The following is a 19,309-nucleotide window of genomic DNA, read 5'->3' as shown; positions in this document are numbered from 1 at the left end:
CATCCGTTCAGCCCGGGTTCAGGCTGTCGGCCCCACACTGCCCATCAGGCCAGACACCCCGTTTGAGATCCCGCCCATGCCCCTCACCCGCTCCTGGTTGACCGCGTTTGCCCTGATGGTGCCGCTGGTCGGTCTCCACCCCGCCGCCGCGAGCGGGGACGACCACAGCCGCGCCCGCGCGGCGGTGCGCGACGGGCGCGCCCTGCCGCTGGAGCGCATCGTCGCCCAGGCCAAGGAGCAGTTCGGCGGCGAGGTGCTGGACGTCGAGTTGGAGGAGGAGCGCAACGGCCTGCGTTATGAACTGAAGATGATGGCGGCGGATGGCCGCATCCTGAAGGTGGAGTATGACGCCGCCACCGGCGCGCTGGTCCACGTCAAGGGCCGCCGTCACCATCCCGACGGACCGAGGTGAGCGATGCGCGTGCTGATCGTGGAGGACACGGCGGAGTTGGCCCGCCAACTGGCCCAGCGGCTGGGCAGCGAGGGCTACGCCGTCGATCACGCCGCCGATGGCGAGGAGGGGCAGTTTCTGGGCGAAACCGAACCCTACGATGCCATCATCCTGGATCTGGGCCTGCCCAGGATCGACGGGCTGTCGGTGCTGCGGCGCTGGCGCGACGGCGGGGTGACGGCCCCGGTGCTGATCCTGACCGCGCGCGGCTCCTGGCACGAAAAGGTGCAGGGGATCGACGCCGGGGCCGACGATTACCTCGCCAAACCCTTCAACATGGAAGAGCTGCTGGCCCGCATCCGCGCGCTGATCCGCCGGGCCAAGGGCCACGCCGCCGCCGATCTGGCCTGCGGCCCGCTGCTGCTCGACACCCGCAGCGGCCGGGTCACGGTCGATGGCGCGCCGGTGGAACTGACCGCCTTCGAATACCGCGTGCTGTCCTATCTGATGCACCGCAAGGGGCAGGTCGTGTCGCGCAGCGATCTGATCGAACACGTCTACGCCCAGGATTTCGACCGCGATTCCAACACGGTGGAGGTGTTCGTCGGCCGCCTGCGCCGCAAGATCGGGGCCGACCTCATCAAAACCGTGCGCGGCCTCGGCTATCGGCTGGAGGAACCGTGAGCGCGCCGTCCCCCGTGCCACCGCATCGGCGCTGGTCCCGGTGGTTCCGGTTCGGCGGGTGGCCGCAATCGCTGCGCGTCCGCCTGCTGGCCGGGGCGGCCGTGTGGATCACGCTGGCGCTGACCATCGCCGGTTTCGGGCTGTCCAACCTGTTTTTCGAGCGGCTGCGCCAGCGCTTCCAGGACGAGTTGCTGAACCATCTGGAGCAGTTGGCGGCCTCGCTGGAGGTGGACGCCCAGGGCAACCCGGCGCTGCGCCAGCCCTTGAGCGACCCGCGCTTCCGTCGCCCGCTGTCGGGCCTCTATTGGCAGGTCGGCACGGCAGGAGATCGAGTGGCGGGGGATAAGGCTCCGGGCGAAACGGTGCTGAGTTCACGCTCGCTCTGGGACACGGTGCTGGCCCTGCCGCCCGACCGGTTGGAGGCGCGCACCCTGCACCAGCACGTCGTCACCGGCCCGGCGGGGCAGATCCTGGCGGTGATGGAACGCACGGTGGCGCTGCCCGAACGGCCCGACGCGCCGATCCGCATCGCCGTGGCCGCCGACCGGGCGGAGCTGGGGCGGATCATGACCGGTTTCAACCAGACCTTGGCCCTGTCGCTGGGGGTGCTGGCCCTGACCCTGATCGCGGCGGCGCTGTTCCAGGTCCACATCGGCCTGCGGCCGCTGTCGCGGCTGCGCCAGGGCCTGAACGCCGTGCGCGCCGGGCGGGAAAAGCGCTTCACCGAGGCGATGCCCGGCGAAATCATGCCGTTGGTGGACGATCTCAACGCCCTGTTGGCCCACGCCGAGGACAGCGTGGCGCGCGGGCGGCTCCAGGCGGGCAATCTGGCCCACGCGCTGAAAACCAACCTCGCGTTGCTGGCGAACGAGGCCCAGGCGCTCGACAGCCCCGACGCCGCCACGCGGGCCGAACGCGGCGCGGCGATGGTGGCGCGGATCGCCCAGATGCGCCGCCACATCGATCATCACATGGCCCGCGCCCGTGCCGCCGCCTCGCGCGGGATGCCGGGGCTGAACACGCCGGTGGCCGACAGCGCCGCCGCGCTGGCCCGCGTGATGACCAAGCTGCACGCCGCCCGCGCCCTGACCATCACCGCCGACGCCCCGCCCGACCTGCGTTTCGCCGGGGAGCGCGAGGATCTGGACGAAACGCTGGGCAATCTGGTGGACAACGCCTGCGTCTGGGCGCGCTCCACCGTGGTGATCGCCGCCCGCCCGGCCAGCGACGATTCCCCACCCGGCCCGCCGGACGGCCCGTCGCACGCGTGGTTGATCGTGACGGTGGACGATGACGGCCCCGGCCTGCCCGCCGACCGGCGCGCGGCGGTGCTGATGCCCGGCGTGCGGTTGGACGAACGGGTGCCGGGAACCGGGTTGGGGCTGGCCGTCACCCGCGACCTCGCCCGGCTGTATGGCGGCGATCTGGAGCTGTCGGATTCCCCGCTGGGCGGGCTGCGCGCCCGCCTGCGGCTGCCGCGCGCGGTCGAAACGGCGTGACCGGTCAGCCCGCCAGCGGCCCCGGATCGTCGTGGCCCGGATCGCCATGCGCCGGCTCGATGTGGCCGACGATGCGCAGGATCGAGGGCCAATCGGCGCGGATTTGCCGTTCCACCCGGTCGATCGCCTCATGGGCCTGGAACACCGGCATGCGCGGGTCGGCGTGGCAGTGGAAGACGACGTAGAGCCGCCCGTCGGCCTCGCGCACGCGCAGGGAATGGATGTCCAGCAGGCCGGTGTGGGCGGCGATGGCCGAGGACAGGGCCGCTTGCAACGCGGCGGCGGTTCCGGGATCGACCGGGCGGCTGCTCACCGGATGGCCGCTGCGCGGTTCGATGTGGGTTTCCACCTCCACGCTGTCGCCCAGTTCGGTGCGGATCGCCCCTTCCAGGGCGGTGGCCACCCCGTGCGCCCGGTTCAGCGGCCAATCGCCATCCACCTCCAGGTCATAGGCGACGGACAGCTCCTCCCCCACCCGCTGGACGGTGACGTGGTGAACCGCCTGCCCGTGATGGCCGGCCACCACGCTGACCCGTTCCAGAATGGTCTCATCGTCCAGCGCCAGCGGCTGGGTGCCGATGCGGACCTCGGCCTCCGGCATCTCCGCACGGATGGTGCTCTTGGCCTTGGCGATCAGGGCGGCGACCCGGCCCGGCGGCAACAGGCGGCTGATGGCGATGTCGAAATCAACAAACAGCGTGCTGCCACCCGGGCGCACCCGAACCGCACGGACCGCCGCCACGCCGGGGATCGACGACACCAGCGCCGACACCCGGTCGGCCACCCCCACCGGAGCAGCGTCGATCAGCGTGTCGATGGTGCGTCGTCCCAGCCGGTAGCCCGCCAGACAGACGAACAACGCCACCCCGATGGCGGCCAGCGGGTCGCCCTTGGGAAAGCCCAGCCACACCAGCCCCAGCCCGACCAGGACCACGCTGGAGCTGAGGATGTCGGAGGAGAAATGCAGCGCGTCGGCTTCCAACGCCGGGCTGTTGGTTTCCCGCGCCACCCGCGACAGTTCGCGCGCGCGCAGCGTGTCCACCACGATGGAAATCAGGATGATGGCCACCGACCACCAGGTCGCCTCCACCTCCACATGATCGGCGAACAGGCGGTCCACCGCCTCGAACAGGATCCAGGCGCTGGTCAGGAACAGCAGCGCGGTTTCGGCCAACGCGGCGACGCTTTCGATCTTGCCATGGCCATAGGGGTGGCGTTCGTCCGGCGGCGCGTCGCTGACCCGCACGGCGGCGTAGGTCATCGCCGTGGCGGCGAAATCAAGCAGGCTGTGGATGCCTTCGGACAGGATGCCCAGGCTGCCGGTGGCCGCACCCACGGTGAGTTTCCCCACCGTCAGGCCCGCGCTCGCCACCATGGAGACCAGTGCGACCGATTCCTTTTCGTTCGACATGCTGCCGCTTCCATCAAGACCCGGATCGGGTGAGAGGCCGGGACCCTGCCCCACCCCGGATGAACCCCGGATGAACGGCGGGCCACGCTCCGCATCCCGTCCTTACCACAGACGGGCCGGAACCGCTCGTGCGAACCGGTTGCCGCGCGCAACGCGTCAGGCCCGCCGCGAAGCCGCCTCCAGCGCGCGGACGGTGCGGGCGAATTGCGCCTCCACCACAGCCACCCGCCGCTCCAGCTCGTCCGTCGGCGCGATCTCGCGGGCTGCGCGTTCCAGCGCCAGGGCGGCGTCGCGCAACGCCGCCAATCCCAGATTGGCCGCGCTGCCCTTGACGCTGTGCGCCAAGGCGACCAGTTGCCCCGGATCACGGGTGGCGGCGATGGCGCGCATCTGGTCGGGCGTGTGATCCAGGAACACCCGCTCCAACGCGCGCAGCCCGCCATCGTCCAACGCATCGCGCAGATCGGCGCGCACCGCCTCGTCCAACAGCGGGCTGACGCTGTCCGTCGTTTCCGGGGACGGCGGCACCGGCGGCGCGCCCGCCCGCGCGCTCCAGGCCGCCAGCACGGTCGACAGTTTTTCCGGCGTCACCGGCTTGGCGATGTAATCATTCATCCCTGCCTTCAGGCAGATGTCGGAATCGCCCTGCATGGCGTTGGCGGTCATGGCGACGATGATGGTGTCGCGCCGCTCGCCGGGCAGGGCGCGGATGGCGGCGGTGGCCTCCAGCCCGTCCATCTCCGGCATCTGCACGTCCATCAGCACCAGATCATAGGGAATCGGCGTGTTGCGCACGGCCTCCACCGCTTCGCGCCCGTTGCCCGCCACGTCGATGCTGTGGCCCTGCTTGCGCAGCAGCAGAACAGCGACCTGCTGGTTGACCGGGTTGTCCTCCGCCAGCAGCAACCGCATCCGCGCCGGTTTGGCGGGCGTGTCCTTGGCCGCCGTCGGGACCGACGGCGCGCGCGGGCCGTCCGCCAGACTGGCCAGATGCGCCAGCAGCCGGCTTTGCCGCACCGGCTTGACCAACACACCGTCCACCCCGGCGGCGGCGATCTGGTCGCGGCGCAGGGCGAAACCGATGGCCGGAATCAACAGGATCGACAGATCCGACGCCGGGAACCGCGCGCGCAGCGCGTGGATCACCGCCAGACCGCTGTTTTCCGCGCGCGACCGGTCCAGGATCAGCGTGCCGATGGGGCGGCCCGCCGCGCGCGCCGTCTCCAGGGCAGCCATTGCCTCGTCCGCCGTCGCGCGCACCTGCGTCTCCGCCCCCCAAGGGACCAGCTGCCGCCGCACGCTCTCGCCGTTGATGCCGAGATCATCGACCACCAGCACGCGGGTTCCGGCGGGCAGGCGCGCGCGCGGGGCGGCCTGCGGGTCGGTGGCAAACGGGATTTCGACCCAGAACAGGCTGCCGTCGCCCACCGCGCTGGTGACGCCGATCTCCCCGCCCATGATCGCGGTCAACCGCTTGCAGATCGCCAACCCCAGCCCGCTGCCGCCATAGCGCCGCGCCATCGACGCGTCCACCTGCGAGAACATGGAGAACAACCGACTTTGCGCCTCCGGCGCGATGCCGATGCCGGTGTCGCGCACGGAAAAGCGCAAGCGGGCCGCCGCGCTTCCATCGTCCAGCCGCTCCACCGACAGGCAGATCCGGCCCTTGGCGGTGAATTTGACCGCGTTGCCGACCAGATTGACCAGGATTTGCCGCAGCCGCCCCGGATCGCCGCGCACCAGCGGCGGCACCGACGGCGCGATCTGCGCGCCAAAGGCCAACCCCTTGGCCTCCACGCGCGGGCTGAGGATGTCGATGACGCTGTCCACCAGGGCGGCGACGTCGAAATCGGTGTCCTCCAGATCGAGCTTGCCCGCCTCCAGCTTCGAAAAATCGAGGATGTCGTTGATGATGGTCAGCAGCGCTTCGGCCGATTCCCGGATGGTGCGGGTGAAATAGAGCTGCTCGTCGGTCAGGCCGGTGTCGAGCAGCAGGCTGGCCATGCCCAGAACGCCGTTCATCGGGGTGCGGATTTCGTGGCTCATGGTCGCCAGGAATTCCATCTTGGCCCGCTCGCCCGCCTCCGCCCGCTCCTTGGCCAGCCGCAGGGCCTGTTCGTTGGCCAGCCGGTCGGACAGGTCATGGAAACACAGCACCGTGCCGCTTCCCCCCTCCACCAGCGGGGCGGTGACGCAATGCACGGGAATGATCCGTCCGGTGCGGGTGTGGAATCGGTATTCCCCGCTCGACGGGCCGGGCAGCGCCGGGGCGTTGGCGGGGTTTCCGGCCAACCCGACCAGCGCCATGAACAGCTCGCCGCGCGCCTCCTCCTCCGTCATGCCCAACAGGGCGGCGGCGGCGGGGTTCATCATCGTGACCACGCCGTGCCGGTTCAGGCGGCAAATGCCATCCGGGACCGACAGCAAAATGCGGTGCTGCTCCTCGTACAGCCGGGCGAGTTCCTGTTCGGCCTCCCATCGGTCGGTGATGTCGCGTTCGGACACCAGCAGGATCGGCGCGCCGGTGACGGGATCGTGGGTGCGGCGGATGTCGATGGCGTGGCGGCGCGGGCCGTCCAGCGTGCGGGCCAGCGCCTCGCCGCTGAAACCGGAGGTGTCGCCGCTGGCGACCGCCGCGATGATGGCGTCGGTGTCGTCGGCCCCGGTCGGCTCGCCCCGACCGATGCCGCTCTCGGGCCGCTGCGGGTCGCCATAGGCGCGGACCGCCGCCGGGTTGCGCAGGATCGGCGTGCCGTCCATCCGGTAGAGCGACACCAGCAGGCTGGTGTGGCGCAGCGCCTCCACCATGCGGGAGGATTGCTGATCGATGCTGTCGCCGGGCAGCCAATGGGCTTCGACCTGCATGGCCAACCGGCCATCGTCGATCCGCACGCCCCGGCAGACGCAGCGGGCCGACACCGGCCCGTCCTTTGGGTAGAAGGTCCAATGCTCCTGAACCGTCCGGCCGTCGCGGAAGGCGGCGGCGTAGCCGTTCAGCCGGGTGATGGTGGAGGCCGACATGCCGGAGAAATCGCGGGCCAGCAGCTCCGCCCGGTCCACCGCCCCCCACAGGCGCAGGGCGGCGGTGTTGGCGTCCCAGATGCCGGGATGCTCCAGATCGAACACCCACACCGGGGTGTCGAGGCTGTCAAAGGCGCGAAACTGGCCGCGATCCAGCACCGCAGCGCTCACGCCACCCCCGCCCCGGTCGCCGGTGCGGCGGCGGGCAACGCCAAGGCGGACAGCACTTTTTCCACGCTGTCGCGGCTGATCGGCTTGACCAGAACGGCGTCAAAGCCGATGGACAGGAACTCCGCCCGCTCCTCCGGCTGGCCGTGGGCGGTGTAGGCGACGATGCGGATGCCCTGCCCGCCCAACCCGGCTTCGGCGCGGACCCGCTGGCACACCTCCTTGCCCGACATCATCGGCATGCTGATGTCCAGCATGATGAGATCGGCGCGGTTGGCGGCCAGCCAATCCAGGGCGGCGGGACCGCTGTCGGCCTGGGCCACGGTCCATCCCAGCTTGTCCAGCATGCGGCTGGCCAACAGACGGTTGACCGGCTGGTCATCGACGACAAGGGCGTTCCGGCTCTGGCTCATCAAACATCTCAGGCGACAGGTCCGGATATCGTCGCATTTTTGACCGGCGGGGTGAAGCGGAAGCTTGTCCCACCGGTCAAGCCGCCACCAAAATCAGCCGGTCACAGCCCGCAGATGCCGCACCGGGCGGCCCGGTGCCAGCGTTTCCGCCGAACGGGCGATGGACTGGGCGTCGATGCCGAAATGACGGTAGAGGTCGGCGAGCGTTCCGGTCTGGCCAAAATGCTCGACTCCGAGCGCCCGCGTGCGGTGCCCGCCGACCGACCCCAGCCAGCCCAGCGTCGCCGGATGGGCGTCGGCCACCGTGACCAGCCCGCAATGGGGCGGCACGCCGTCCAGCAACCGTTCAATGTGGGCGCGGGCGTGGCTCAACCCGCGCTCGCGCGCCCGTTGGGCCGCACTCCACCCCGCGTGCAGGCGGTCGGCGGAGGTGACGGCCAACAGGCCGATGTCGCGCCGGTCCTCGCCCAGCAGCCCGACCGCCTCGATCGCCTCGGGGGTGATCGCGCCAGTGCAGGCGATGACGATCTGCGCGTTCGGCCCCGGGCGGCGCAGCCAGTAACCGCCATCGACGATGTCGCGGGCCAGCGCGTCGTCCATCGTCCGCGTCGGCTGCTCCAACGCGCGCGAGGACAGGCGGAGATAGACGGCCCCGCCGGTTTCGTCGCGCAGCCAGTTGCGTTCGTCCGGTTCGGTCCCGTCCTTGCTGCCTTCGCGCTGCATGTAGTCGAAGGCCCAGCGCATCACCACCGCCAGTTCATCGGCGAAGGCCGGTTCGAAATAGGCCAGGCCGTCCTGCGCCATCCCCACCAGCGGCGTGGCGATGGATTGGTGCGCCCCGCCTTCGGGGGCCAGCGTCACCCCCGACGGGGTGGCGACCAGCAGGAACCGCGCGTCCTGGTAACAGGCGTAGTTGAGCTGGTCGGCCCCGCGCATGATGAAGGGATCATAGACCGTGCCGATGGGCAGCAGCCGTTCGCCGAACAGGGAGTGCGACAGCCCCAGCGCCGACAGCAGGATGAACAGGTTGGATTCGGCGATGCCGAGTTCCATGTGCTGGCCCTTGGGCGAAAACTCCCAGGAATAGGTCGAGGGGATGCGCTCTTTCTTGAACAAATCGGCCATGTCGCGCTTGGCGAACAGGCCGCGCCGGTTCACCCACGCGCCCAGATTGGTGGACACCGTCACGTCGGGGGCGGTGGTGACGATGCGGTCGGCCAGTTCCGACCGGTCGCGCCCCAGCTCGTTCAGGATCAGGCCGAAGGCGGCCTGGGTCGACAGGCTCTTTTGCGACGGAACCGGCAGGGTTGCCGGAACCGGGACCGCCGCCGCGCGGTAACGCCGCCGCCCCTTCTGGGCGAACGGCACGCGCGCCAGAAACGCCTCCAACGTGGCGGGCGGCAGGCTCAGCCCCTCGAACGGCTCCCACTCCTGGCCGGGGCGGACGTTGCAGGCGGCGCGGAACCCGTCCATCTGCTCGCGCGTCAGCAGGCCGGAATGGTTGTCCTTGTGCCCGGCCAGCGGCAGCCCGGCCCCCTTGATGGTGTAGGCGATGAAGCAGACCGGGCGGTCGTGGCGGCGGGCGGCGTGGAAGGCGTCGAGCAGCGACGGCAGGTCATGCCCGCCCAGATTGCCCATCAGTTGCGCCAGCTCCGCGTCGCTGCGCCGTTCGATCAAGGCCGTCACCGGCCCCTGATCGCCCAGATCATCCATCAACCGCCGCCGCCACGCCGCCCCACCCTGGTAGGTCAGGGCGGAATAGAGCTGGTTCGGGCAATGGTCGATCCAGTCGCGCAGCCGCTCCCCGCCCGGCTCCTGGAAGGCCGCCTGCATCAGCGACCCGTATTTCAGGATCACCACATCCCAGCCGAAGGCGCGGAAGATGTCCTCCAACCGCTCCCACAGCCCTTCGCGGATCACCGCGTCCAGGCTCTGGCGGTTGTAATCGACGATCCACCAGGTGTTGCGCAGCCCGTGCTTCCAGCCTTCCAGCAGCGCTTCGAAGATGTTGCCCTCGTCCATCTCGGCGTCGCCGACCAGCGACACCATGCGGCCTTCCGGCAGATCGGGGGCGAGCGCCTTCGCCTTCAGATAATCCTGCGTCAGCGAGGCGAACAGGGTTTGCGCCACCCCCAACCCGACCGACCCGGTGGAGAAATCCACATCGTCCACGTCCTTGGTCCGCGACGGGTAGGATTGCGCGCCCTTGTAACCCCGGAAATTTTCCAGCTTCTCGCGGGTCTGGTTGCCCAACAGATACTGGATGGCGTGGAAATTGGGGCTGGCGTGCGGTTTCACCGCCACCCGGTCCTCCGGCCGCAGCACCGAGAAATACAGCGCCGTCATGATCGCCGCCAAGGACGCGGAGGACGCCTGATGCCCGCCGATCTTCAACCCGTCCTGGTTCGGGCGGATGTGGTTGGCGTTGTGGATGGTCCAGGACGCAAGCCACAGAACCTTGCGCTCCAACTCCCGCAGACAGGCCAGATCGGCGGCGGAACAGGGGGATTGGGTCGTCGTGGCGGTGGCCATGGCGGTGCGCTCCACAATAAGGCTGATGATTGGCGCAGCCTATCATTTGCGGTCCGGCAGATGTGTGCGAAGTGGCGCGTCAGGCGCGGCTGTTTTAGCATCGGATGCTGTTTCCACCGAAAAACTGGCATCCCATGCCCCACATCAAGCTCGACCGCATCGACCGTAAAATCCTGGCCCAGTTGCAGGAGGATGGCCGCCAACCCAACAACGAGCTGGCCGAACGGGTCGGCCTGTCGCCCTCGCCCTGCCTGCGCCGGGTCAAGGCGCTGGAGGAGGCGGGCGTCATCAGCCGCTATGTCGCGTTGGTCGATCCCGTCACCGTCGATCTGGCGGTCAACATCTTCGTCAGCGTCAGCCTGGACCGGCAGGTGGAGGAACGGCTCGACGCCTTCGAGGCCGCCGTGATGGAACGGCCGGAGGTGCTGGAATGCTACCTGATGTCCGGCGACGCCGATTACCTGCTGCGCGTCGTCGTGCCCGATCTGGCCAGCTACGAACGCTTCCTGAAAGACCACCTCACCCGCATCCCCGGTCTGGCCGGCATCCGCTCCAGCTTCGCGCTGAAACAGGTGCGTTACCGCACGGCGCTGCCGCTTGGCCATCTGCCGGAATGACCGCCGCCACCCCACCGACCGGCCCGCCGGAAAATTGTTTGGGGGGCGCATAAAGTGATTTACTAAATCGTTTTACTAAGCGTATAGTCGCCTCAACGACAACGCGCGCCGCGCCAGCGGACCGCCCCGCAACGGGCCGGATCCGCAAGAGCGCAACGGCGCGCGGTCGTCCAAGATCCCGGCGGTTCGCGCAACGAAACCGACCGGCAACCGTTGCGGAGGAAAATGATGAAACGCCGTCTTGTCGCCGCGTTTGCGCTGACCGCGCTCACCGCGCTGTCCACCATCGCCGAAGCCAAAACCACGGTCAGCGTCTGGTACCACGCCGGCCGTCCGGTGGAACGGCAGGTGCTGGAGGACCAGATCACCCGCTTCCAAAAGGAAAATCCGGAGATCGAGATCAAGGCCGTGCAGTTGCCCGAAGGCAGCTACAACGACCAGATCAGCGCCGCCGCGCTCAGCAACAGCCTGCCCGACCTGCTCGATTTCGATGGCCCGCTGCTCGCCAACTATGTCTGGTCGGGCCATGTCCGCCCGCTGAACGGCCTGCTGCCGCAGGAGGTGATCGACGATCTGCTGCCCTCGCTGAAGGTGCAGGGGACCTATCCGATCGACGGCAAGCTCTACAGCGTCGGCACCTTCGACAGCGGCCTGGCCCTGTGGGCGAACCGCAAGCTGCTGGAAAAGGCGCAGATCCGCATTCCCACCACCCCGGAGGACGCCTGGACCCTGGCCGAATTCGAAGACGCCATGACCAAGCTGTCCAAGCTGGACGGCGTCAAGTGGCCGCTCGACGTCAAGCTGAACTACGGCAATGGCGAATGGTTCACCTACGGCTTTTCGCCGCTGGTGCAATCCTTCGGCGGCGACCTGATCGACCGCAAGAGCTGGAAGGCCGCCGGTGCGCTTGACAGCGACGGATCGGTGCGCGGCCTGGGCAAGCTCCAGGAGTGGATCAAGCGCGGCTGGGTGGTTCCGGCCTCGGCGGGCGACACCGCCTTTTACGGCGACAAGACCGCTGCGCTGGCGCTGGTCGGCCATTGGGCCTTCCCCAACCATGACGGCGGCCTGGGGGCCGACGCCATCCTGGTGCCGATGCCGAAATTCGGCACCCGCCACGTCACCGGCCTGGGGTCGTGGAACTGGGGCATCTCCGCCGAAAGCAAGCGCGCGACGGAGGCCGCCGCCTTCCTCGCCTTCCTGATGCGGCCCGACGAGATCCTGCGCATCGCCAACGCCAACGGGGCCGTTCCCGGCCGCAAGGCGGCGATCCCGCAATCGGATCTCTACAAGGAGGGCGGGCGTCTGAACCTCTATTACAAGCAACTGCTGACCATTGGGGTGTCGCGTCCCTTCCACCCGGCCTATCCGGTGCTGACCCGCGCCTTCGCTGACGCCGTCAGCAACGTGGTGTCGGGGGCCGACGTGAAGACCGAATTGCGCAAGGCCGCCTCGCGCGTCGATCGCGGCATCGCCGAAAACGGCGGCTACCCGCCCTTCGGCAGCAAGTAACCCCACCGCAGCGCCGCCGTCATCCCGACCGAACGCGGCGCGGCCCACCAGCCGCGCCGTCGTCGAAGGAACCGAAGCCGTGACCGATCCATCCCACCCACCCCAACCGACAGCCGCCGGGGGCCGCAGCGCCAGCCCCGGCATCACCACCACAGGCACCACCACCAGCCGCAGGGCCAACCGGCGCACCGTCGCGCTCATGCTGACCCCGGCGCTGCTGCTGCTCGCCCTGTTTCTGGTGCTGCCCTTCCTGCTGTCGATCGGGTTGTCCGTCACCAATTACAACCTGCTCAACCGGCGGGCGGTGACGCTGTTCGTGGGCTTGGCGAATTACGCCTCGATCCTGGAGGATGAACGGTTCTGGCAAGCGGCCTGGAACACGGCGCGCTTTGCCCTGGTGACGGTCCCGGTGCAAAGCGCGCTGGCCCTGCTGCTGGCCGTTCTGGTCAACAGCGGGCTGCCGGGGCGCAACCTGTTCCGGGGCGTCTATTTCCTGCCGACGGTGCTGTCGATGGCGGTGGTCAGCGTGATCTGGGCCGGGCTGTTGCGCGCGCCCCAGGGCGTGCTGAACGCGCTGGTCGGCACGCTGTCGGGCGGCGTGCTCGGCCCCTATGACTGGCTGGGCGACGAGACGCTGGCGATGCCCACCATCATCGTCCTGTCGGTGTGGCAGGGGGTGGGATTCCAGATGGTCATCTATCTGGCCGGTCTGCAATCGATCAACGCCGAACTGTACGAGGCCGCGCGGATCGACGGGGCCAGCCGCTTTCAGCAATTCCTCCACATCACTCTGCCGTCGCTGCGCAACACCCATGTGTTCGTCGTGCTCGCCACCACGGTTCTGGCCTTCAAGCTGTTCGGTCAGGTCGATGTTCTGACCCAGGGCGGCCCGTTGGACAGCACCAACACCCTGGTGCGTTACCTCTTCAACTCCGGCTTCCGGGAGCACCGTGTCGGTTTTGCCTCCGCCGCCTCGGTGCTTTTTTTTCTGCTGGTTCTGGGCATCACCTTGGTCCAGCGCGCGCTGGTCCGCGAAGACCGGGAGATCTGACCGATGGCCCCCGTTTCATCCCGCACCCTCCGCCTGACCTCCCCGGCCACCCTGCTGACCTACGCCGCCATGCTGGCCGCCGCGTCGATCATGCTGGGTCCGTTGGTGGTCATGCTCGTCACCAGCCTGAAACCCGACACGCTGCAAATCGTCCAGGATCTGGGCGGGGTCGCGGCCTTCATCCCCGGTCCGGTCAGCCTGGAGAATTACAAGCGGGTTCTGGCCGACCAGCAGATGCCGTTCCTGCGCTTCCTGGTCAACACGCTGGTCGTCGTCGTGTCCATCGTCGGCCTGGGCATCATCGTCAATTCGATGGCGGCCTATTGTCTGGCCCGCCGCCGCTTTCGCGGGCGTGATCTGCTGCTGGCGGTCATCATCGCGCTCATCATCGTGCCGGTGGAAAGCCTCGCGGTTCCGCTGCTGATGATGGTCAATCACCTGGGCTGGATGGACAGCTACCACGTCCAGATCGTGCCCTTCATCGCGCATCCTTTCTCCATTTTCCTGTTTTATCAATATTTTGCCAAGCTTCCCAAGGATCTGGACGAAGCCGCCGCGATGGACGGCGCGTCCGTGTGGCGGATCTATTGGTCGATCATCATGCCGCTCAGCGCCCCGGTGATCGCCACCGTCGCCATCCTTCAGGGGCTGGAGTTCTGGAGCGCCTATCTCTGGCCGCTGATGGTCACGCGCGGGGTGGAATTCCGCCCGCTGTCGGTCGGCGTCGCCCAGTTCTTCGGCCAGGAACCGCGCCAGTGGGGGGAGGTGATGGCGTTCGCCAACATGGCCTCCCTGCCGGTCATCATCGCCTATCTCACCTTTCAACGTTGGTTCATCCAAAGCGTCGTCGGCTCGGCCGTCAAAGGATAAGTCATGTTCAATCCGCCTGATCAGTATGTGTGGGATTTCTGGACCGTCCAGGACGGAAAGGACACGCATCTGTTCTATCTGCGCGCGCCGCGCAGCCTGCCCGACCCGGAGATGCGGCACGCCAACGCCCGCTGCGGCCACGCCGTGTCCCGCGACCTGACCCATTGGACCGAGCGGCCGATGGCGCTGGAGCCGGGTCCGGCCGGGTCCTGGGACGACCGGGCGATCTGGACGGGCAGCGTCTGCCGCGTCGGCGACCGTTGGGCCATGCTCTACACCGGCACCAATTGGGCCGAAGACGGCAAGATCCAGCGCGTCGGTCTGGCCTGGTCGGACGATCTGACCCAATGGACCAAGGACCCGGCCAACCCGGTGATCGAGGCCGATCCCGCCCGCTACCTCGGCCAGAATCCCGACCATCAGCAGGAACTGGCGTGGCGCGACCCCTTCCTGATGGCCGATCCGGCGGGGGATGGCCATCTCGCCTACATCACCGCCCAGCGGCGCGACGGCGGCCCCGGCAAGCCGGGGTGCGTCGCGCTGGCCCGCTCGCGCGATCTGCGCGCCTGGACCGTCGAAGGGCCGGTGACGGAGATGGACGAGTTTTTCCTGATGGAGATCCCGCAGGTGATCCCGTGGGAAGGCCGCTACATCCTGATCTTCAACGCCGACAAGAGTTGGGTGCGGGCCGACAGCGGCGCGCCGGTGGCGACCGGGGCCTTTTACGCCCTGTCCGACAGCCCCTATGGCGGGTTCCGCTACGCCGGGCCGGTCGCGGTCGGCCAGACCAACGCGCTGTTCGGCACCAAATTCGCCCCCGGCCCGGATGGGCAGCCGATGGCCCTGAGCTGGCAGGGCTACCAGCCCGACGGCTCCTTCCTGGGCGGCCTGACCGATCCGGTGCCGCTGCGCATCGGCGCGGATGGCCGCATCGAGAGCCTCACACCCTAGAGCAGATCGCGTTAAATCGGAATCGATTTCACGCGTGAATCTGCTCGATAAATCAAAGCTTAGAGCGCCGTGTTGAACCATATTTCAGGCACGGCGCTCTATCCCGCGTCCCCGCAACCCATCCCACAGAGGGAGCGCCGCCATGGCCCCCGTATCGCTGCGCCAGATCCGCAAAAGCTACCATGAGCTGTCGGTGATCCACGGCATCGACCTGGAGATCGCCGACGGCGAGTTCATCGTCTTCGTCGGCCCGTCGGGTTGCGGGAAATCGACCCTGCTGCGCATGATCGCCGGGTTGGAGGAGATCACCGGCGGCGATCTGACGATCGACGGGGTGCGGGCCAATGATCAAAGCCCGGTGGAGCGCGGCGTGGCGATGGTCTTCCAGTCCTACGCCCTCTACCCGCACATGACGGTGCGCGACAACATGGCCTTTGGCCTGAAGATGGCCAAGGCCGACCGCACCCTGATCGCGCAGCGGGTGGCGGAGGCCGCGCGCATCCTGCATCTGGAACGCTACCTCGACCGGCGGCCCAGCGCCCTGTCGGGGGGGCAGCGCCAGCGCGTGGCCATCGGGCGGGCCATCGTCCGCCACCCCAAGGTGTTCCTGTTCGATGAACCGCTGTCGAACCTGGACGCCGCCCTGCGGGTGAACACGCGGCTGGAGATCGCCCGGCTGCACCGGGATCTGGGCAACACCATGATCTATGTGACGCACGATCAGGTGGAGGCGATGACGCTGGCCGACCGCATCGTCGTGCTGAACGGCGGGCGGGTGGAGCAGGTCGGGACCCCGGCGGAGCTGTACGAACGGCCCGCCAACCGCTTCGTCGCCAGCTTCATCGGCTCGCCCGCCATGTCCTTTCTGCCCGCCCAGATCGCTGCCTTGGACGGTGGGCGGTTGACGCTGGCGCTGGCCGATGGTCGGCCCATCCCCACCCACCACCGGGCGAGCGAGGCCACCCGGCTGGGCGACCCGGTGACGATCGGCCTGCGGCCCGAGCATCTCGCCCCGGACGGCCCCGGCAGCGCCGCGCTGCCGGTGGAAATCCAGGACATCGAGTATCACGGCGACCGCCGCTTCCTCTACGCGTCGGCACCGGGGGCGAACGGCCTGACGATGGCCATTCCCGGCGGTCGGCCCTTCCAGGTCGGCGACCGCTTCGACGCCCGCTTCGATCCCACTGCCCTGCACGTCTTCGACGGGGCGGGCGTGGCCCTGCCGGTCTGAGGAAGCAAAGCCGCCCCCAAAAGCCCCATTGGCCACGGGCAGGGGCCGCAGCCTGTCCTTTCCAGAGTGGAGACCGGCGGTATAGGATCGCCGGGTTTCCGCATCCGCTTTGGACGATCATGGCCCGCCGCCCCACCATCCGCAGTGTCGCCGAAGAGGCCGGGGTGTCCCCGACCACGGTGTCGCTGGTGCTCAACAACAACGCCAGCGCCATCCCGGAAGCAACCAAGGAACGGGTGGTGCAGGCGGTGCGCAAGCTGGGCTACCGGCCCAACCCCAGCGCCCGCGCGCTCAGCTCCTCGCAAACCCACACCATCGGTTTCATCACCGACGTGATCGCCTCCTCCGGCTACGCCGGGCGCAGCATCGCCGGGGCGCAAGAGCTGAGTTGGGCCAACGACAAGGTTCTGTTGATCGTCAACACCGGGGGCGACGCCGCCATCACGCGGGCCGCCGTCGACATGCTGTGCGACCGGCAGGTCGATGGGGTGATCTACGCCGCCATGTCGATGTGCGGGGTGGATCTGCCCGAGGCGCTGTTGCAAATCCCGACGATCCTGGTCAACGCCTATGACCGGCAAAGCCGCTTCCCGGCGATCCTGGCCGACGAGGAACTGGGCGGCTACACCGCCACCCGAACCCTGATCGACGCCGGGCATCGCCGCATCGGCATGCTCTATGGCGTGCCGGAGGTCGATGCCGGGCGGGAGCGTCTGATTGGCCACCGCCGCGCCCTGGACGAGGCGGGCATCGCCTTCGATCCCGCCCTGGTCCGCGCCGACTGCTGGTTCCCCGAGGGGGGCTACCGTTCCACCAAGGCCCTGATGACGCTGGATGAACCGCCGACGGCGCTGTTCTGCGTCAACGATTGGGTGGCGATGGGCTGTTACGAGGCGGTCAAGGAGCTGGGCCTGTCGATCCCCGGCGATCTGGCGATCATCGGCTACGACAACCACGAATTGGCCGGCCTGCTGCGCCCCGGCCTGACCACCATGCAGCTTCCCCACTACGACCTTGGCCGCAAGGCGGTGGAATGCCTGCTGGCCCCGGCGGGGTCGGTCGCACCGAACGCCGTCATCCGCCTGCCCTGCCCGCTCATCCGCCGCCAGTCGGTGTGAACGCGCCCGCTGCGTTGATTGTTCCGCACGCCGTTGCCTGGGCCTGCCCATTCAATTAGGACTTTACGCCTGATTGCCTGCGGAGTGTGTCCCATGCCCACCGCTGCCCCTGCTCTCCACCCCTTTTCCGTGCTCCCGCAACGCCGTGACGGACGATGCCGTGCAACGGATGAACAGGGGCCTGAAATGTGTTGCACAGTGTTTCATATGTTCCATTCACCGGCGAAGACCAGGCTCCGTCGAGAGCGCGGATTGCGGATCAAGCCGCTGAAAATGAACGATGATTCCGAAGTGTTGCACCAGGGCGGCCCGCGTTCCGCCGCCACGGCAACGTTCCGCCGGGCTGTTGCACGATGATTTAATAAAACGATTTACTAAATCGATTGACTCGATTTGATGGTGTCTCGTACAATCCGGACCCAGCAGGATTGACGGGAACCGTCGCCTGCCTTCACCCGGACGTTTTTCCACCCTTTGCCTGTCCGACATCCACCGCTTCGGCTCTGCCCATCCACAGGGCGGAAGCGGTGACGTCTGCGGCTTGTCCGCTGCACCCCCGGTCTGTGACGGAGCCGGGGGACCGGCGAAGCCATGGCTTTGCTCTCTCTTGCAAAACACACTCAACGGGAGGTCCTATGACTCAGTATTGGCTTGGCAGCGTGGCCGCCATCGCCCTTGCCGCCCTTGGCAGCACCACCGCCAACGCGGCCTCGAAGTTCGACATCATCCTGGGCGGCGAAGCCTATTTCGAAGCGGGCGTCGTCGGCCAGTCGCTGAAAAGCGGGCAGCGCTCCACCGAATTCCGCAACCGCTTCCAGTTGAAGGTGTCGCCGACCGCCACCGCCGACAACGGGCTGGAATACGGCGCGCGCGTCACCCTCCAGGCTTCCAACAGCGACCGCACCGTCTCCGACGACGGGGCCTACATGTTCGTCAAGGGCGGGTTCGGCCAGATCAGCGCGGGGGCGCTGGGCGGGCCGAGCGACGGGACCGGCGTGATCGCGCCATCGGATTGGGGCACCGGCGGCGTTGATGGCAGCTACGCCGCCTTCCTTGGCAACACCGGCTCCAACGTGCCGAGCATGACCACCAACCTGAAGGCGTTCAAAACCGGCGACGCGGGCACCCGCGTGCTCTACGCCAGCCCGCGCTTTTCCGGCTTCCAGGCCGTGGTCAGCTACCAGCCCAAGACCGGCAATTTCCACACCAGCGTGGACCGCAGCAAGACGGTGGCTGCCGCCGATTCCTTCCGCAGCGGCGGCTATTCCGACGTCTATGAAGGCGGTTTCAACTACGCCGACACGCTGGGCGACGTGACCGTCGCGGGTGACGTCTTCGTCATTGGCGGCCAGTCCCGCAACACCAGCACCGGGACCAGCTTCGAACGGCTGTCGTCCTACCATGTCGGCCTGTCGGCGGCCTATGGCGGGCTGAAGGTCGGCGGCAGCTACGCCAATGGCGGCGACAGCGGGTACATCACCCGCAGCAGCAACACGCGCGCGACCGATCGCGGCGCACAGGATGTGTGGACGGTCGGCGCGCAATACACGACCGGTGCCTACACGCTGGGCGTGGGCTATCTGCGCTCCAAGGACGCGGGCGATCTGACGGTGCGCGGCGACCGCCGCTTCAACCTCATCACCACCGGTCTGCGCTACACCGTGGCCCCCGGTCTGGCTCTGGGAGCCGAATACAACCACTTCGACCTGAAGTCCGACACCACCTCCCAGAACGACCGTGGAAACATCGTGCTGCTGCGCTCGACCCTGGTCTTCTGATCCTGACACGTGGCGGCGCGGTCCAGAGCCGCGCCGCCATACTCCTTCCCGTCTTGCAACGG

At 68.2% G+C, this 19,309-nt stretch carries 15 protein-coding genes; 11 read left to right on the top strand and 4 right to left on the bottom strand.

The genetic code is table 11. The features are described from left to right. Nucleotides 1–76: 76 nt before the first annotated feature. The 3 genes from EJ903_RS09645 to EJ903_RS09635 are packed head-to-tail and all read left to right on the top strand — an operon-like array spanning nucleotide 77 to nucleotide 2,574. Nucleotides 77–412, top strand: coding sequence for a PepSY domain-containing protein (locus EJ903_RS09645; protein ID WP_246015404.1), 336 nt, complete (start codon nucleotides 77–79; stop codon nucleotides 410–412). A 3-nt stretch (nucleotides 413–415) separates the two neighbouring features. Continuing rightward, nucleotides 416–1,075, top strand: a complete 660-nt coding sequence (locus EJ903_RS09640) for a response regulator (RefSeq protein WP_126614554.1) — start codon at nucleotides 416–418, stop codon at nucleotides 1,073–1,075. Beyond that, nucleotides 1,072–2,574: a sensor histidine kinase gene (locus tag EJ903_RS09635; RefSeq protein WP_246015402.1), complete on the top strand. Its 1,503-nt coding sequence runs from the start codon at nucleotides 1,072–1,074 to the stop codon at nucleotides 2,572–2,574. Before EJ903_RS09640 ends, EJ903_RS09635 begins: the two co-directional genes overlap by 4 nt. A 4-nt stretch (nucleotides 2,575–2,578) precedes the next feature. On the opposite strand, the gene EJ903_RS09630 is transcribed toward EJ903_RS09635, so the two are convergent. The 4 genes from EJ903_RS09630 to EJ903_RS09615 all read right to left on the bottom strand — a co-directional run bounded on the left by EJ903_RS09630 (nucleotide 2,579) and on the right by EJ903_RS09615 (nucleotide 10,119). After that, nucleotides 2,579–3,985, bottom strand: a complete 1,407-nt coding sequence (locus EJ903_RS09630; RefSeq protein ID WP_126614552.1) for a cation-efflux pump — start codon at nucleotides 3,983–3,985, stop codon at nucleotides 2,579–2,581. 156 nt (nucleotides 3,986–4,141) lie between these two features. After that, nucleotides 4,142–7,177, bottom strand: coding sequence for a hybrid sensor histidine kinase/response regulator (locus EJ903_RS09625; RefSeq protein WP_126614549.1), 3,036 nt, complete (start codon nucleotides 7,175–7,177; stop codon nucleotides 4,142–4,144). After that, nucleotides 7,174–7,587, bottom strand: a complete 414-nt coding sequence (locus tag EJ903_RS09620) for a response regulator (RefSeq protein ID WP_126614547.1) — start codon at nucleotides 7,585–7,587, stop codon at nucleotides 7,174–7,176. Before EJ903_RS09620 ends, EJ903_RS09625 begins: the two co-directional genes overlap by 4 nt. A 93-nt stretch (nucleotides 7,588–7,680) precedes the next feature. Beyond that, on the bottom strand, nucleotides 7,681–10,119 hold the full coding sequence (locus EJ903_RS09615) for a transketolase-like TK C-terminal-containing protein (protein WP_126614545.1): 2,439 nt from the start codon (nucleotides 10,117–10,119) through the stop codon (nucleotides 7,681–7,683). A gap of 134 nt (nucleotides 10,120–10,253) precedes the next feature. Between EJ903_RS09615 and EJ903_RS09610 the strand changes: the two genes are divergently transcribed. The 8 genes from EJ903_RS09610 to EJ903_RS09575 all read left to right on the top strand — a co-directional run bounded on the left by EJ903_RS09610 (nucleotide 10,254) and on the right by EJ903_RS09575 (nucleotide 19,247). Further along, entirely contained in the window at nucleotides 10,254–10,736 is a 483-nt protein-coding gene (locus EJ903_RS09610; protein ID WP_126614543.1) for an Lrp/AsnC family transcriptional regulator, read from the top strand. A gap of 228 nt (nucleotides 10,737–10,964) precedes the next feature. After that, on the top strand, nucleotides 10,965–12,248 hold the full coding sequence (locus EJ903_RS09605) for an ABC transporter substrate-binding protein (RefSeq protein ID WP_126614541.1): 1,284 nt from the start codon (nucleotides 10,965–10,967) through the stop codon (nucleotides 12,246–12,248). 79 nt (nucleotides 12,249–12,327) lie between these two features. After that, the gene (locus EJ903_RS09600) at nucleotides 12,328–13,299 is read left to right on the top strand and encodes a carbohydrate ABC transporter permease (protein WP_126614539.1); all 972 of its coding nucleotides are present in this window, start codon (nucleotides 12,328–12,330) and stop codon (nucleotides 13,297–13,299) included. A 3-nt stretch (nucleotides 13,300–13,302) separates the two neighbouring features. Continuing rightward, nucleotides 13,303–14,169 carry a carbohydrate ABC transporter permease gene (locus EJ903_RS09595; protein WP_174237274.1) on the top strand — a complete coding sequence of 289 codons (867 nt, stop codon included), beginning with the start codon at nucleotides 13,303–13,305 and terminating at the stop codon, nucleotides 14,167–14,169. Nucleotides 14,170–14,172: 3 nt separating this feature from the next. After that, complete coding sequence (locus EJ903_RS09590) at nucleotides 14,173–15,120, top strand: glycoside hydrolase family protein (protein ID WP_126614537.1); 948 nt, start codon at nucleotides 14,173–14,175, stop codon at nucleotides 15,118–15,120. Between the two features lie 142 nt (nucleotides 15,121–15,262). Beyond that, nucleotides 15,263–16,351 carry an ABC transporter ATP-binding protein gene (locus tag EJ903_RS09585; protein WP_126614535.1) on the top strand — a complete coding sequence of 363 codons (1,089 nt, stop codon included), beginning with the start codon at nucleotides 15,263–15,265 and terminating at the stop codon, nucleotides 16,349–16,351. Nucleotides 16,352–16,470: 119 nt separating this feature from the next. After that, entirely contained in the window at nucleotides 16,471–17,469 is a 999-nt protein-coding gene (locus EJ903_RS09580; RefSeq protein WP_210211409.1) for a LacI family DNA-binding transcriptional regulator, read from the top strand. A gap of 635 nt (nucleotides 17,470–18,104) precedes the next feature. Further along, nucleotides 18,105–19,247, top strand: a complete 1,143-nt coding sequence (locus EJ903_RS09575) for a porin (RefSeq protein ID WP_126614531.1) — start codon at nucleotides 18,105–18,107, stop codon at nucleotides 19,245–19,247. The last annotated feature ends 62 nt before the right edge of the window (nucleotides 19,248–19,309 follow it).

It is taken from the genome of Azospirillum griseum, from assembly GCF_003966125.1.
Classification (GTDB): Bacteria; Pseudomonadota; Alphaproteobacteria; order Azospirillales; family Azospirillaceae; genus Azospirillum; species Azospirillum griseum.
Note: the sequence above shows the minus strand (reverse complement) of the source record. Positions and strands in the feature narration are given on the sequence as shown.

Excerpts from the sequence above, each read along its gene's own strand:
- EJ903_RS09645 (WP_246015404.1), top strand. The coding sequence starts at position 77 with ATGCCCCTCACCCGCTCCTGGTTGACCGCGTTTGCCCTGATGGTGCCG.
- EJ903_RS09640 (WP_126614554.1), top strand. The coding sequence starts at position 416 with ATGCGCGTGCTGATCGTGGAGGACACGGCGGAGTTGGCCCGCCAACTG.
- EJ903_RS09630 (WP_126614552.1), bottom strand. The coding sequence starts at position 3,985 with ATGTCGAACGAAAAGGAATCGGTCGCACTGGTCTCCATGGTGGCGAGC.
- EJ903_RS09620 (WP_126614547.1), bottom strand. The coding sequence starts at position 7,587 with ATGAGCCAGAGCCGGAACGCCCTTGTCGTCGATGACCAGCCGGTCAAC.
- EJ903_RS09615 (WP_126614545.1), bottom strand. The coding sequence starts at position 10,119 with ATGGCCACCGCCACGACGACCCAATCCCCCTGTTCCGCCGCCGATCTG.
- EJ903_RS09610 (WP_126614543.1), top strand. The coding sequence starts at position 10,254 with ATGCCCCACATCAAGCTCGACCGCATCGACCGTAAAATCCTGGCCCAG.
- EJ903_RS09605 (WP_126614541.1), top strand. The coding sequence starts at position 10,965 with ATGAAACGCCGTCTTGTCGCCGCGTTTGCGCTGACCGCGCTCACCGCG.
- EJ903_RS09595 (WP_174237274.1), top strand. The coding sequence starts at position 13,303 with ATGGCCCCCGTTTCATCCCGCACCCTCCGCCTGACCTCCCCGGCCACC.
- EJ903_RS09590 (WP_126614537.1), top strand. The coding sequence starts at position 14,173 with ATGTTCAATCCGCCTGATCAGTATGTGTGGGATTTCTGGACCGTCCAG.
- EJ903_RS09585 (WP_126614535.1), top strand. The coding sequence starts at position 15,263 with ATGGCCCCCGTATCGCTGCGCCAGATCCGCAAAAGCTACCATGAGCTG.
- EJ903_RS09580 (WP_210211409.1), top strand. The coding sequence starts at position 16,471 with ATGGCCCGCCGCCCCACCATCCGCAGTGTCGCCGAAGAGGCCGGGGTG.
- EJ903_RS09575 (WP_126614531.1), top strand. The coding sequence starts at position 18,105 with ATGACTCAGTATTGGCTTGGCAGCGTGGCCGCCATCGCCCTTGCCGCC.